This window comes from Paraburkholderia oxyphila NBRC 105797, from assembly GCF_000685075.1.
Classification (GTDB): Bacteria; Pseudomonadota; Gammaproteobacteria; order Burkholderiales; family Burkholderiaceae; genus Paraburkholderia; species Paraburkholderia oxyphila.
In genome coordinates this window covers 1-13,387 of record NZ_BAYD01000173.1, presented here as the reverse complement: position 1 = coordinate 13,387, position 13,387 = coordinate 1, and the positions used below count along the sequence as shown (strand labels likewise).

Annotated in this window: 13 protein-coding genes; 7 read left to right on the top strand and 6 right to left on the bottom strand. The window is 66.1% G+C overall.

The window, feature by feature from the left end:
- Positions 1–60: 60 nt before the first annotated feature.
- From purU to BO1_RS46275, 3 genes are all read right to left on the bottom strand, one after another.
- A complete protein-coding gene (gene purU, locus BO1_RS46285; RefSeq protein WP_028223391.1) occupies positions 61–939 on the bottom strand; it encodes a formyltetrahydrofolate deformylase in 879 nt (292 codons plus the stop codon).
- 154 nt (positions 940–1,093) lie between these two features.
- On the bottom strand, positions 1,094–1,588 hold the full coding sequence (locus BO1_RS46280) for a molybdopterin-dependent oxidoreductase (RefSeq protein WP_028223390.1): 495 nt from the start codon (positions 1,586–1,588) through the stop codon (positions 1,094–1,096).
- A gap of 260 nt (positions 1,589–1,848) precedes the next feature.
- On the bottom strand, positions 1,849–3,090 hold the full coding sequence (locus BO1_RS46275) for a cystathionine gamma-synthase family protein (protein WP_028223389.1): 1,242 nt from the start codon (positions 3,088–3,090) through the stop codon (positions 1,849–1,851).
- Positions 3,091–3,273: 183 nt separating this feature from the next.
- Between BO1_RS46275 and BO1_RS46270 the strand changes: the two genes are divergently transcribed.
- Positions 3,274–3,480, top strand: a complete 207-nt coding sequence (locus BO1_RS46270; protein ID WP_028223388.1) for a helix-turn-helix domain-containing protein — start codon at positions 3,274–3,276, stop codon at positions 3,478–3,480.
- Between the two features lie 40 nt (positions 3,481–3,520).
- On the opposite strand, the gene BO1_RS55655 is transcribed toward BO1_RS46270, so the two are convergent.
- Together BO1_RS55655 and BO1_RS46260 are read right to left on the bottom strand one after the other, a co-directional pair.
- Positions 3,521–4,849: an AraC family transcriptional regulator gene (locus tag BO1_RS55655; RefSeq protein WP_245644116.1), complete on the bottom strand. Its 1,329-nt coding sequence runs from the start codon at positions 4,847–4,849 to the stop codon at positions 3,521–3,523.
- 32 nt (positions 4,850–4,881) lie between these two features.
- Complete coding sequence (locus BO1_RS46260) at positions 4,882–5,466, bottom strand: hypothetical protein (protein WP_028223387.1); 585 nt, start codon at positions 5,464–5,466, stop codon at positions 4,882–4,884.
- Between the two features lie 164 nt (positions 5,467–5,630).
- Here BO1_RS46260 and BO1_RS46255 point away from each other — a divergent pair, with 164 nt between their 5' ends.
- From BO1_RS46255 to BO1_RS46230, 6 genes are all read left to right on the top strand, one after another.
- A complete protein-coding gene (locus BO1_RS46255; protein ID WP_028223386.1) occupies positions 5,631–6,110 on the top strand; it encodes an SRPBCC family protein in 480 nt (159 codons plus the stop codon).
- Between the two features lie 166 nt (positions 6,111–6,276).
- Complete coding sequence (locus tag BO1_RS46250; protein WP_028223385.1) at positions 6,277–6,756, top strand: ferritin-like domain-containing protein; 480 nt, start codon at positions 6,277–6,279, stop codon at positions 6,754–6,756.
- Between the two features lie 24 nt (positions 6,757–6,780).
- Positions 6,781–7,767 carry a Vgb family protein gene (locus tag BO1_RS55650; RefSeq protein ID WP_043289078.1) on the top strand — a complete coding sequence of 329 codons (987 nt, stop codon included), beginning with the start codon at positions 6,781–6,783 and terminating at the stop codon, positions 7,765–7,767.
- 30 nt (positions 7,768–7,797) lie between these two features.
- Complete coding sequence (locus BO1_RS46240) at positions 7,798–8,484, top strand: ABC transporter ATP-binding protein (protein WP_028223384.1); 687 nt, start codon at positions 7,798–7,800, stop codon at positions 8,482–8,484.
- Between the two features lie 3 nt (positions 8,485–8,487).
- A complete protein-coding gene (locus tag BO1_RS46235; protein ID WP_084688805.1) occupies positions 8,488–11,139 on the top strand; it encodes an FtsX-like permease family protein in 2,652 nt (883 codons plus the stop codon).
- Positions 11,140–11,143: 4 nt separating this feature from the next.
- Positions 11,144–12,301, top strand: a complete 1,158-nt coding sequence (locus tag BO1_RS46230) for a lipocalin-like domain-containing protein (RefSeq protein ID WP_028223382.1) — start codon at positions 11,144–11,146, stop codon at positions 12,299–12,301.
- Positions 12,302–12,348: 47 nt separating this feature from the next.
- Here the strand turns inward: BO1_RS46230 and BO1_RS46225 are convergent, their stop codons facing one another.
- Entirely contained in the window at positions 12,349–13,188 is an 840-nt protein-coding gene (locus tag BO1_RS46225; RefSeq protein WP_028223381.1) for a GNAT family N-acetyltransferase, read from the bottom strand.
- Positions 13,189–13,387 lie beyond the last annotated feature (199 nt).

The window sequence follows — 13,387 nt, the reverse complement described above, 5'->3', positions numbered from 1 at the left end:
CAACGCCTGCGGCCCGCCGCGAAAACAAGTTAAGGCCAACGCCCCCAAAAAAACCAGAAATCAAAGCACGACCGTCCGCCCGTCGTTAATAAAAACGCGCCGCTCCAAAAACGCCTTCACGGCCCGCCCGAGCGTCACGCACTCCACATCACGGCCCACGGCGAGCAGCCGTTCCGGATCGCAGGTGTGATCCACCCGCTGCACTTCCTGCTCGATGATCGGGCCTTCATCGAGATCGTCAGTGACGAAGTGCGCCGTCGCGCCAATCAGCTTCACGCCGCGCACGTGCGCCTGATGATAGGGGCGCGCGCCCTTGAAGCCGGGCAGGAACGAATGGTGGATGTTGATCGCGCGGCCGGCGAGGCGCTTGCTCGTTTCGTCGGACAGAATCTGCATGTAGCGCGCGAGCACGAGCAGCTCGGAGCCGCTCGACTCGAACAGATCGAGAATCGCGGCTTCCTGTTGCTGGCGCGTCTCGGGCGTGACCGGCAAGTGCCGGAACGGCAGCCCGTGCTGGCGGGCGAGCGGCTCGAAATCTGGGTGGTTCGAGGCGATGGCCGCAATGTCCATCGGCAGCTCGCCCATGCGCCAGCGGAACAGCAGGTCGGCCAGGCAGTGCTCGAGCTTCGAGACCAGAATCAGCACCTTGGGCCGCACCTGCAGGTCGTGGATCGCCCACGTCATCTCATGCGTGCGCGCCGTGGGCTCGAATTGCTTGCGCAGGCTCGCGAGGTCGAGCTCGCCGGTGGATCCCGGAACCACTTCGTGAAAGACGCAGCGCAGGAAGAAGCGCGAGCTGATGTCGTCGTCGAAGACGGTCAGCTCGTCGATATAGCAACGATGCCCGTCCAGAAAACTGGCGACGGCGGCCACCTGTCCGGCGGCGCTCGGACAGGACAGGGTCAGGACGTACTGATGTGAGCGAACATCGTTGGACATGCGAGAGTCTCCAGGTGTCGTAAAGCACCCCATGCGGCGTGTCATTCACGCAATGGGGCGATGCCTGGAGTAAGCCATTTCTTCGGCGCGCGTACATAGAACGCACGCGCTATGTTGCGGGTATGGAAACGCCAACCGTTGCGCGGGGTGCGCTTTATGGCGCGAGCACCCGCACGTCGATGCGCGCGAGGCGCTTGACGTGGCGCGGCGCGGGCACGAGGTCGCAGCCCGAAAACAGCACCGGCGCGCCGTCTTCCGCGGTAAGGGGCGCGCCGCCGCATTCGTACGCGACTATCACCTGCTTGCCCACCGGCGTGTTGAACAGCTCGTGCCACGTGAAGGGGACGGCGTAGCCATCGTGGCCGCTCGCCACGAAGACCATGCGCTTGAAGTCGCCGTGCGCTTCGCAGCGCAGGCCCGCGTCGCCGAGCAGTTCCGTGAGCAGCACGCCGCGGTAAGGCTCGATGGTGCGAATGAAACGCTGGGTGGTGTAGCAGCGCAGATCGAACGGTGCGCTCGTCACGGCCGGATACGCACGCAGCGCGTCGAGCGAGAGCGTCAGAGGGCGCAGCACGGCGCCCGTGAGCCGCAGCGTGGCAGAAGCGTCCGCGGCGTCGGCGGGCAGGGCGGTGGGGTGTGCGAGGTCCATCGTCGGGTCTCCGGGCCGGAATGCGGCCAACTGGCGGATCGGGAGCTGGGTCGATATGATCGCACGTATACTACGGTATCGGGCGTGGCTTTTCCCATGCCCGGGGGATCATGGCGGTTATTTCCCTCCGCTTATTGGCTTATGGGGGCCGGAGCTTCGAGAAACAAATGGGTCTTGATGGATGATGCCGGCGCTGTTCGACCTTGGGAGCCGGCTTGCAACGCCACGCCGGCCCCGCTCACAAGATCAACGCCCCGGCGTCACGCCGCAAGCTTGAGCGCTTGCGAGAAGTCCTCGATCAGGTCGTCGATATCCTCGATGCCCGCGGACAGCCGCAGCATGCCGTCGGAGATGCCCATCGCCTTGCGCGTTTCCGCGCCGGCTTCGAAGAAGATCGTTGGCGCGACGGGAATGATGAGCGTGCGCGTGTCGCCGAGACCGGTCGCCTTGATCGGCAGCTTGAGCGCATTGACGACTTCGATCATGCGCTCCGCGTTGAGCAATTCGAACGACAGCAGCCATGACGCGCCCTTGAACAGCGCCTGCGCGACCTCGTATTGCGGATGGCTCTTCAGGCCCGGATAGAACACCTTGCCGATGGCTGCGTGCCCTTCGAGAAACTGCGCCAGTGCGAGCGCGTTGTCGCTGCTCTGCTTCACACGCAAGGCGAGCGTTTCCGCGCCCATCGCGATCGTGTGCGCCTGCTCGGACGACAATGCTGCGCCCATGTCTCGCAGGCCTTTCTTGCGGATCTGCAACAGCCCCTGTTCCTTCGCCGCCGAACGCCGGTAGTCGTCGGCGATATTCGGATACGCGCTCCAGTCGAACAGGCCCGTGTCGGTCACCGCTCCGCCAAGCGCGGCGCCATGGCCCGCGATGGTCTTCGTCAACGAGTTGATGACGAGGCTCGCGCCAACCGCCTTCGGCTTGAACAGGGCGGGCGAGGTGATCGTGTTGTCGACGACGTACGCGATGCCGCGCTCGCGACACACGTCGCCGATGCCCTGCAGGTCGGGAATCTGCGTGCCCGGATTCGCGATGGTTTCGACGAACACCATGCGCGTATTCGGGCGGATGGCGTTCTTCACGTTCTCGACGTCGCAGGCATCGACGGTCGTGACTTCGACGCCGAGCGTGCGCAACGTGCCGAACAGGCTGTTGGTGTTGCCGAACACGTAACGGCTCGACACGAGATGATCGCCCGCGCGCAGCAGCGTGAGGAAGGTTGCCGTGATCGCGGCCATGCCGGTGCTGAAGCAGATCGTGCCGGCGCCTTCTTCCAGGCGGGTGATCTTGCGCTCGAGCGCGGCGGTGGTGGGGGTGCCCTGCCGCGCGTAATTGAAGCCGCCCTTCTTCGTGCCCTGGAACACGCCGATCAGATCCTCGACGCGCTCGAAACCATATTGCACGGACGTATGAATCGGCTGATGCACGCCGCCGTGCTCAGAGCCCGTGATTCTGTCGCCGTGAACGATATCCGTGGTGAAGCCTTGCTTGCTCATTCCGTCTCCGTTGCTCAAGTCGATTGCGTCCGGTGATTATCTCCTGTAACCCTCGGGTCGCGAAATCTCGCCTGGTGCCTGCGCCCATGCCCACGCGCTCGATCTTTTTTGTTGATGACTCGCCGATTCCGGGGTTGCAATCGCGACCGAATATGACAAAATGTCCCATCAAACGCCGAAGTCATGGGACATTTTGTCAATATCACGATGAAGCCTGCCGACCTTTCCTATGCATTGGCGCGCCTCGGCTGGACCCAGGTGACTTTCGCCGAATACTCGGGCTACGACCGCCGGACCATCGGGCGATGGATCCGCGGGGAGTCGGCCATTCCGCTGCTTGTCGAAAGGCACCTCGATCTCCTGCTCGCCATCCGTGACCGAATGCCCTGATCGACGGGTTCGGTTCCTTGCCTGAGTCCCGAGTCCCCAGTCACGCGGCGCGGTGGCCTTCCGGACGGCCCGACCAGCTCGCCCGCATCAACGCCGCTTGTTCCAGATCCAGTCCTTGCAAGTCCGCATCGAGCCACTCGCCAGGAAACCAGTCCTTGTACGTCCGTACCTCCTGCGGCGCGAAACCATAAGCCCGTCGAAATGCGCGCGTAAAGTCCGACGCGCTGTTGAAGCCGACGGACCAGGCGATCTCAGCAATGGGCGCGCCGGGGAAACGCACGAGATCGTCCGTCGCGGCTCGCAGCCGGAGGTGACGGATGTACGCGTGGAGCCCGCCTTCATGCTGAAACATCCGGTAAATCGTCGCCCGCGAAAGCCCGAGCGATTCGACCACGCTCTCCGGAGACAGGTCGGACTCGGCCAGATTGGCCTGCACGAACCTGCGTGCGCTGTTGAACGCGATTGCGCGGGCAACGGCGGGTTTGCTCCCGCGTACCCCGGCCTGTGCACCGAATGCGTCGACAATCAATTGAACGATTTCACGCAGGCGCAGAATGGCGCGTTCCAGCGATATATGCGGGACGTGCGCGGCGAACACATTCAGGCGCTCCCTGATGAGCTGCGCGACAGGCTCGTTCGCGTCCAGAACGCGACCGTGCAGCGCGCTGGGGTCAGGGAATACCGCCTGCAATGCGGTACGCGGCACAAACAGCGACACGTGCCGGCACGCACCCCGCAGCACGTGCAGAGGCTGATCGAAATCGACCGCGAGCACGCCGACGTCGAGCGGTGTGTCCTGGCGCTTCCCCGGGCGCGTAACGAGCGTCGCGGCGTCGCCGTCCATGACGATATGAAAGGCGATGGAGCGCGCGTTGTCTTGCGAGATCCGGGCAATCGAGCGTTCGAGTGTCAACGCATCGGTGTAGGCATTCGCAAAGAGAAATTCTTCGAGCCAGTATGTGTCGATGAGCCCGCGAAAAGGCCGCTCGATTTGCGCACGCGTCGGCACCACGTCCATGACCTTGCCGATGCGCTCGCGCCATGCCAGCAGTTGCCGGTGCACGGGTTCCGCTTGCACATCGAAAGGAACGTGAAGGATCCTGCTCCGGGACTCCGGGCTTGCGCTGGGATAGCTTTGCCTTTGCGGCATGCAGTGCACCTTGACGGGATCTGATCGGGCCATTCTACTGGGAAACTCAGCAAAGCTCGTGGCGGCAAACGCCGGGCCAGGGCGGCGGAGATTGCCGCTGTGGCCTTGCATTTTTGAAGCCTGCAACGGACAGCCGGGTTGACCTTGAGGACGACATGATGGAAAAGCGCCGCAAAGGCGTGAAGACCCGCAAGCCCCATGATGGCGTCGCCGAGCCACTTGTGAAGCGACGCGAGCCTTGCTTCGTTAGCCTAAGCAAACGGCCTGAGCTGCGACGCCGGCACGTCGATGTGCAGTTCCTCCAGCAGCACTGTTTCTATCGGTTCGCGCGAGGCGCCCTCGCTCACGACCTTGACGGGCAGCCCATGGCTCGTATCGAACCACAACTCATAGCGGGACACGCGGGCCATGACGTGTCCGGGCCCGCACGTCACGATCACATGCGACGCCTGGCACGTGCCGACTGTCTCAGTACCGGCAACTTGCGTGTCGCCATGCTGTTGAAGCTCACGGACATTGACGAGCAGCGCGCCAATATCGGACTGGTCGACGCGATGCCCCTGCGGGCTGCGAATCATGCGGCTGTCGGGGCTCAGCACGAGCCTCGGAAACGTGTCGAAGCCGAATGGCCAAAGCATGACCTTTCCCGATGCCGGGCTGTAGGTGAGCGTCGCGCCGGCATGGGGACGGATGAAGTCCATCCGCACGAAGCCGGGCTTGCGCCAGGCATAGTGCACCTCGACCGGTTCCGCGCCCGCCGATGTCGATTTCAGCCTGACCTGATAGTTTGCGAGCGCATCGAAGCGTGCTTGCGCATCGGCAACGAGATCGCGCATCGCCGCCTCCTATACTCGAACGTATTCCCACGTACCCGGCCGTCGATGAGGGATGATTTTGGCGCACTGTTTCGCACCACGCAATGCTCGCGCGAGTGCACGTGCACACACGGCGCCGCCCTGTGAGCACGCGTAGCCGTATCGCAAACAAGGAGAACAGAGCGATGGCGGAATTCCGCTTGACCACCGTGTGGTGCATCGAGGCGCCGGTGCAGCCGGTGTGGGACGCGATCCACGATTCGCTTCATTGGCCGGGCTGGTGGAAAAATGTCGAAGCGGTGCGCGAGCTGCAGGCGGGCGGGACCGATGGCCTGGGCGCCGTGCATCGCTACACGTGGAAGGGGGTGCTGCCCTATCGGGTGATCATCGACGTGCGCGTGACGCGCGTCGCGCCGCTCATTGCGCTGGAGGGGGAGGCCAGCGGCGCGCTGGAAGGCGTGGGGCGCTGGCACTTCGCAGCCGACGGCAATCGCACGGTGGTGCGCTATGACTGGCACGTCAGGACGGCCAGTGCCTGGATGAATGCGCTCGCGCTCACGCCGCTCGCGCGGCTGGCGTTCCGCTGGAATCACGATGCCATCATGCGCGAGGGCGGTCTCGCGCTCGCGCGCCTGCTCGAGGCGCGTCTTGTCGATATCGAATAGCGGCGCGGGCGACAAACCACAACGTACAGCGCACGACGCACAGCGGCAAACCGCGATAAGTGCAACAATCGGATTCATCAGCGCGCTGGCAAACGTTTTCTGCGAGACGGGGGTGTGATGAACGCCCCCATGCTCACTTTCTTACGCTGCCGAGGCGGGAGGCAACATGACTGAGATCGAGAAGGAACCGGTCGTCGCAGTGCTGAACAAGATCCTCGAATCCGAGCTGGCCGGCGTGGTGCGGTACACGCACTATTCGTTCCTGGTGTTCGGATTTGCCCGCATTCCGATCGTTTCATGGCTGCGGCAGCAGGCGGACGAATCGCTCGTGCATGCACAGCAGGCCGGTGAGTGGATCACGACGCTCGGCGCGTATCCGTCGCTCGCCATCGGGCCGCTGCTCGATTCCCATACATTCGATATCGGCTCCATCCTGCGCGAATCGCTCGAGGCCGAGCAGATCGCGCTCGGTCATTACCGCGAGCTGCTCTCGCTCGTGGAAGGCCGCGCGGTCGCGCTCGAAGAGTTCGCGCGCCAGATGATCCAGGTCGAGGAGCTGCACGTGGGCGAGGTCGACAAGATGCTGCGCCGCCCCGGCTCGACCATGACTTCGCCGCAGCGCGGCATGGGCACCGCCGCCGAGTAGTGCCGCGTTTGTCGGAACAATGCGATGAAGACAACATGGCTCAGCGCGGCGCTCGTCTGCGCCGCGCTCGCTGGCGGGATCGCGCACGCGCAGCAGCCGGCGCCTTTCGACAGCTTCGCGGTGCCGCGAGGCAGCGCACCGCATGACGTCGCGCCGTCGCCCGACGGCACGGTCTGGTACACGGCGCAGGCGCAAGGCGAGCTCGGCAGACTGGACCCGCAAACCGGCAAGATCGTGCAGGTGCCGCTTGGCAGCGGATCGGCGCCGCATGGCGTGATCGTCGGCCCGGATCGCGCGGCATGGGTCACCGACGGCGGGCTGAACGCGATCGTGCGCGTCGATGCGAAGACGCTGGCCGTCACGCGTTTTGCGCTGCCGCAGAACCGGCCCGACGCCAACCTGAACACGGCCGTGTTCGACAAGCAAGGGCACCTGTGGTTTACGGGGCAAAACGGCATCTATGGCGAACTCGATCCGCAGCACGGCACCCTGCGCGTCTTCGATGCGCCGCGCGGCCGCGGTCCCTATGGTATCTGCGTGACGCCTGACGGCAGCCTGTATTTCGCGTCGCTCGCGGGCAGCTATCTCGGCCGCATCGATCCCGCGAGCGGCACGGTGCAAGTGATCGAGCCGCCGACGCCCGATCAGGGCGCGCGCCGCGCGTGGGCCGATTCGAAGGGGCGCGTGTGGGTCAGCGAATGGAACGCCGGCAAGGTGGGCGTATTCGATCCGGCGACGCAGCAATGGCGCGAATGGCGTCTGCCGGGCAAGGACCCGCACGCGTACGCGATCTTCGTCGACAGCCACGACATCGTCTGGCTCAGCGAATGGAGCGCGAACGCGCTCGTGCGCTTCGATCCGGGCAGCGGGCACTTCGATGTCTTCGCGCTGCCGCGCCCGCATGCGAACGTGCGCCAGATGATGGGCCGGCCGGACGAGCTCTGGCTCTCGGAATCGGGTACCGATCACCTGCTGCGCTACCGGTCCGGCGCGGCCCAGCAGGGCGAATGAGAGCGGCGATGGAGGAATAGACGACCGATGATGCTGACGCTCGCCAACGTATCGAAGCACTATGACGGCACCACGTCGCGCAACGTGCTGCGCGGCGTGAATCTCGAACTGCGGGCGGGGGAGTGCGTCGCGATCATGGGCGAATCGGGCGTCGGCAAATCGACGCTGCTCAATCTCGCGGCCGGCCTCGACCGGCCGGATGCGGGACAGATCGTCTTCGACGGACACGACCTCGCCACGCTCGACGACGACGCGGCCACGCTGCAGCGCCGCCAGAAAATGGGCTTCGTGTTCCAGGCGTTCCATGTGCTGCCGAACCTCTCGGCCGCGCAGAACATCGCGCTGCCGCTGCTCCTGAACGGCATGCGCGCGAAAGACGTGACGGTGCGCGTGTCGTTCGCGCTGCTGGCGGTGGGGCTCGGCGGGCGCGAGCATGCGCTGCCGCGCGAATTGTCGGGCGGCGAACTGCAGCGCGTGGCGATCGCGCGCGCGCTCGTGCATCAGCCGCGTCTCGTGCTGGCCGACGAGCCCACCGGCAATCTCGATCACGACACGGCGATGCGCGTGCTCGCGCTGCTGCGCGAGCTGGCGCAAAAGAACGGCGCGGGCGTCCTGCTCGCGACGCACTCGGCGGCCGTGGCGGCGGGCGCCGACCGCGTGCTGCGGCTCACGCCCGACGGGCTCGAGCCGCACGCGCCGGGCACAGGCGGCGCGTAGGCGATGCGTTGGCTCGACGCCATGCGTCCATGGCTCGACTCGGTTGCATCACGCGCCTCGCGTCGCGCGGGCAATCGGATGCCCGCTGGCGGCGTTGGCGCGGCGCTCATCGGCGGCGAAATGCGCGGGCATCCGCTGCGCACCTTGATCGGCATTCTCGCGATCGCCGCGGGCGTCGCGATGGGCTATGCCGTGCAGTTGATCAACCGCGCGGCGCTCACCGAACTGTCGGCCATCGTCAATTCGCTGATGGGCAACGCCGATCTCGAGCTGCGCGGCCCGCGCGCGGGCTTCGATGAAGCGCTCTACCCGCGCATTGCCCGCTTGCCCGAGGTCGCGGCGGCGAGCCCGGTGGTCGAGGTCGACGCGCGTATCGCGGGGCGCGATGCGTCGTTGAAGCTGCTTGGAGTCGATGTGTTTCGCGCCGGGTTTGTCACGCCCAATCTCGTTGGACGTGTGGAGCAGACGAAGGGCACGAATGGCACGAACGCCACGCATGGCACGCATGACACAAGCGGCGGCCCCCTCGCGCTGCTCGACCCCGACACGGTATTTCTCTCGCCCGCCGCGCTGAGCTGGCTCGCGCTCCAGCCCGGCGATTCGCTGACGGTGCAGGTCGGGCTCGCTCCGGTCGTGCTGCGCGTCGCGGGTGTGTTGCCGGCTTCGGGCGATGCGGTGCGCGTCGGCGTGATGGACATCGGCGCCGCGCAGTGGCGCTTGCAGCGGCTCGGCACGCTGCAGCGCATCGACATCAAGCTCAAGCCGGGCGTCGATGCCGACGTGTTCGCGCAGTCGCTCGCGCCGCGCTTGCCCCCGGGCGTCGCCGCCGTCACGCCGGGCGACAACGCGCACCGCACGTCGATGCTCTCGCGTGCGTATCGTGCGAATCTCAACGTGCTCGCGCTCGTCGCGTTGTTCACGGGAGCGTTCCTCGTCTTCACGATGCAGGCGCTCGCCGTGCTGCGGCGCCGCGCGCAGTTCGCGCTGCTGAGGGCGATCGGCGTGACGCAGCGTGGCGTGCTGTGGCTCGTCGTTTCGGAGGGCGCCATCCTCGGCGTGCTCGGCGCCGCCGTGGGTCTCGCCATCGGCTTCGCGCTCGCGGCCGCCGTGCTCCGCTACGCGGGCGGCGATCTCGGCGGCGGCTATTTCGAAGGGGTGCAGCCGCGCGTGCATTTCGACGCGCTGCCCGCGGCGAGCTTTTTTGCGCTGGGGGTGGCCGCGTCGGTGCTCGGCAGCCTCGCACCCGCGCTCGAAGCGGCGCGGGCGCGACCCGCGCGGGCGCTGAAGGCGGGCGACGAGGAGGCGCCAGCCGCACGGCTCTCCACGAGGCGGACCGTCACCGCGGCGCTGCTCGCGATTGGCGCCGGGCTCGCAACGGCGCTCTTGCCGCCCGTGGCCGGCTTGCCGGTGTTCGGCTACCTCGCGATCGCGCTGTTGCTGCTGGGCGGCGTGCTCGCGATGCCGGCCATCGCGCGCGCCGTGTTCGCCGCGCTGCCGCGCTCGCGCCATGCCTTGCCGCATCTCGTGCTCGCGCAGCTCGCCAATGCCCCCGGCCGCGCGACGATCGGCCTGGCGGGCATCGTCACGAGCTTCAGCCTGATGACGGCGATGGCGATCATGGTGTCGAGCTTTCGCGTCGCCGTCGACGACTGGCTGCAACTGCTGCTGCCCGCGCCGCTCTACCTGCGCGCCGCGCCCGGCGGCGACAGCGCGTTCCTGACGCCGGGCGACCAGGCGGCCATCGCGGCCACACCTGGCGTGGCGCGCGCCGAGTTTCTGCGCGCGACGCAAATCTCGCTCGACGCGCGCCTGCCGCCCGTGAGCCTGCTCGCGCGGCCCATTGATGCACGCGATCCCGGCGCGCGCCTGCCGCTGACGACGGCGCCGCTCGTGCCGCAAGCCGGCGACCCGCCGCCGGTGTGGATCAGCGAGGCGGCCGCCGATCTGTATGGGATGCACCCGGGCCAGCGCATCACGCTGCCGCTGGCGGGCCAGCGCCTGCCGTTCACGGTGGCCGGCATCTGGCGCGACTATGCACGCCAGTTCGGCGCCATCGTGATCGGTACGAGCGACTATCGCCGCCTCACGGGCGACACGCGCGTGACCGATGCCGCCTTATGGCTCGCCCCGGGCGTGGCGCCGGCGCAAGCGATTGCGCGCTTGCGCGTGAGCGTGCCCGGCGGGCAGCGACTCGAATTCGCGCAGCCTGGCGAGATCCGCGCCGCGAGCCTGCGGATCTTCGACCGCAGCTTCGCCGTGACGTATCTGCTGGAAGCGGTGGCGGTGATCATCGGACTGTTCGGCGTTGGCGCGAGCTTCGGCTCGCAGGCGCTTGCCCGCACGCGCGAGTTCGGCATGCTGCGGCACATCGGCGTGATGCGCCGCCAGATTGCGCTCATGCTGGCGATGGAAGGCGCGCTCGTGGCGCTGCTCGGCGTACTGGCCGGCCTGACGCTGGGCTTGAGTCTCGCGATGGTGCTCGTGCATGTCGTCAATCCGCAGTCGTTTCATTGGACGATGAGCGTGCACATGCCGTGGGGATTGCTGGCGGCGCTGGCGTCGGCGGTCGTGATGGCCGCCGCGCTCACGGCGCTCTTGAGCTCGCGCGCGGCCATGTCGGTCGATGCGGTGCGCGCCGTGCGCGACGACTGGTGACGCCATGAGACGGCGAACGTTGCTGCGCAGTTTCCTGTTATGGCCGCTTGCCGCGCTGACGCAACGCGCTGCGTGGGCGCGCCTGCCGGATTATCCAACGGTGGCGAGCGGACAGCCGCTTGCGTTCCCGCGCGACTATGGCGCGCATTCGAGCTATCGCAACGAATGGTGGTACGTGACCGGCTGGCTGCAAGCGGATGCCAGCGCGGCAGCGGGCGCCGCTGCGGAGCCATCGTTGGGCTTCGAGGCAACGTTTTTCCGCTCGCGCCTCGCCCTCGACGACGCGAACCCGAGCCGCTTCGCGCCGAATCAATTGCTGTTCGCCAACGTGGCGCTGAGCGATCCGCAAGCGGGCAGCCTGCAGCACGGCCAGCGCGCCGCGCGCCGCGGTTTTGGCCTGGCCGAAGCGAGCGAGACGGACACGGCAGTCCACATCGACGACTGGTCGCTCGAGCGTGCCGCGGACGGCCGCTACCGCCTGAACGTCGCCACGCCCGGCTTTGCGTTCGCCTTCACCTTGCGGCCGACGCAGCCGATGCTCGTCAACGGCGCGGGCGGCTATAGCCGCAAAGGTCCGCTTGCGAGCGAGGCGAGCTACTACTACAGCGAGCCGGGGCTGGCAGTCGACGGCCTGCTCAGGCGCGGTGGTCAATCGGGCGGCAAGGGTGAACACGTGCGCGGTCAGGCGTGGCTCGATCATGAATGGTCGTCGTCGCCGCTCGCGGACGTTGCGGTGGGCTGGGACTGGATCGGCATCGATCTCGAGGACGGCGGCGCGCTGATGGCCTTTCAGATCCGCGACAAGGCGGGGCGCAAGTTCTGGGCGGGCGGCACGCTGCGCGCTGGCGATGGCAGCACGCATGCGCTCTCGCCCGATAGCGTGAGCTTCACGCCGCTGCGCCGGTGGCGCTCGCCGCATACCGGCGCGGTTTATCCGGTGGCGATGCGCGTCGATGCGCAGGACCTGCACCTGACGCTCGTGCCGCTCATGGACGATCAGGAATTCGATGGCCGCGCGAGCACCGGCGCGGTGTATTGGGAGGGGGCGGTGACGGCGTTTCAGGCGGGTGCGGCGAGCACGAGCGGTACACACCCCGCTGTGAAGCCGGTAGGGCGCGGTTACCTCGAGCTCACGGGATATGTCGGGCGACTTGAGCTTTAGAAGTTTTTGGAAGCTGAGTGGTCACGTTCAGACCCGTGCGCTCCTTTTCACCCCAGCTCGAACGACGTCACCCCAAATACGCGATCGATCGCTATCGCGGGTGCGTCTTTCGTGTACATGCGTGCGGTTTCGAAGACGCTTGTCATGCCGTGGCGTTCTGCCAGCGCGACGGCCGCAGGATTCGTTTCCGGCACGTCGAGCACGATGAGCTCGCCGGGCATGCGCGCCGCCAGCGCGCGCAGCAGGCCCGTGGCGACGTCTGCGTCATCGGCGAAGAGCGGGCCGATCTTGCAGCCCGTTTTGCAGCGGCGTATGACGCCGTATCCGGCGATACGGCCCGCGTCTATTGTTGCGAGCGCAACTGAATCGGGTTGCGATATCCAGGCGGAGATGAAACGTTCGCGCGCTGCGGGAAAACATTGGCGATCGTAGGCAAGCAATTGATCGAGCGGCACGTTGGATGCTGCCGTCACATGTGCGCAGCCGATGCCATTCACTTGGCCCTGGTAGCGGATGTTGCGGTATGCGAGCTGGAATCCGGACTTCCTGTAGTTCGGTTGCTGGGCGAGGACGCCGTCGAGGCCGATGTTGCGGTTTCCCAGGTAATGCATGCCATGCTGCCAGATTCGCATGCCGAAGCCGTGGCCGCGAAATTCGGGTTTTACGATGTACAGGCCGATGAAGCCAAAGTGTTCGTTGTAGGCGACGGCGGCGAGGCAGGCGATGGGTTCGCTGCGGCAGAGGCCGATGAAGAAGCCGTCTGGGTCTGCTTCCCTGAAGCAGTGCGAGTCGTGGTGGCCGGGGTTCCAGCCTTCTGTAGATGCCCAGTCGATTGATATGGGTATCTCGTTGGCGGACATGGTGCGTACCATGAAGTCGTTATCCATGGGATGGGGCGGTTGCTAGAGCGAACCTATTTACTTTAGGTGGTGGGTAATTTCGATGCAAGGGTGATCGTAGGGGTGGCTCGTTTCAGGTTAGCTAACCTGTTTAAGTCATTATTATGCTTGTCGCGTGGATTCTTTTATTTTCCATATTGTTGGCAATGCCTGTATTTGTGGTTTTTTTGAAGTTGGCCTTAACTTG

What these genes read in the sequence shown, in the direction of transcription:
- purU (WP_028223391.1), bottom strand. Translation starts at nt 939, where the DNA reads ATGTCCAACGATGTTCGCTCACATCAGTACGTCCTGACCCTGTCCTGT.
- BO1_RS46280 (WP_028223390.1), bottom strand. Translation starts at nt 1,588, where the DNA reads ATGGACCTCGCACACCCCACCGCCCTGCCCGCCGACGCCGCGGACGCT.
- BO1_RS46275 (WP_028223389.1), bottom strand. Translation starts at nt 3,090, where the DNA reads ATGAGCAAGCAAGGCTTCACCACGGATATCGTTCACGGCGACAGAATC.
- BO1_RS46270 (WP_028223388.1), top strand. Translation starts at nt 3,274, where the DNA reads ATGGGACATTTTGTCAATATCACGATGAAGCCTGCCGACCTTTCCTAT.
- BO1_RS46260 (WP_028223387.1), bottom strand. Translation starts at nt 5,466, where the DNA reads ATGCGCGATCTCGTTGCCGATGCGCAAGCACGCTTCGATGCGCTCGCA.
- BO1_RS46255 (WP_028223386.1), top strand. Translation starts at nt 5,631, where the DNA reads ATGGCGGAATTCCGCTTGACCACCGTGTGGTGCATCGAGGCGCCGGTG.
- BO1_RS46250 (WP_028223385.1), top strand. Translation starts at nt 6,277, where the DNA reads ATGACTGAGATCGAGAAGGAACCGGTCGTCGCAGTGCTGAACAAGATC.
- BO1_RS55650 (WP_043289078.1), top strand. Translation starts at nt 6,781, where the DNA reads ATGAAGACAACATGGCTCAGCGCGGCGCTCGTCTGCGCCGCGCTCGCT.
- BO1_RS46240 (WP_028223384.1), top strand. Translation starts at nt 7,798, where the DNA reads ATGCTGACGCTCGCCAACGTATCGAAGCACTATGACGGCACCACGTCG.
- BO1_RS46235 (WP_084688805.1), top strand. Translation starts at nt 8,488, where the DNA reads ATGCGTTGGCTCGACGCCATGCGTCCATGGCTCGACTCGGTTGCATCA.
- BO1_RS46230 (WP_028223382.1), top strand. Translation starts at nt 11,144, where the DNA reads ATGAGACGGCGAACGTTGCTGCGCAGTTTCCTGTTATGGCCGCTTGCC.
- BO1_RS46225 (WP_028223381.1), bottom strand. Translation starts at nt 13,188, where the DNA reads ATGGATAACGACTTCATGGTACGCACCATGTCCGCCAACGAGATACCC.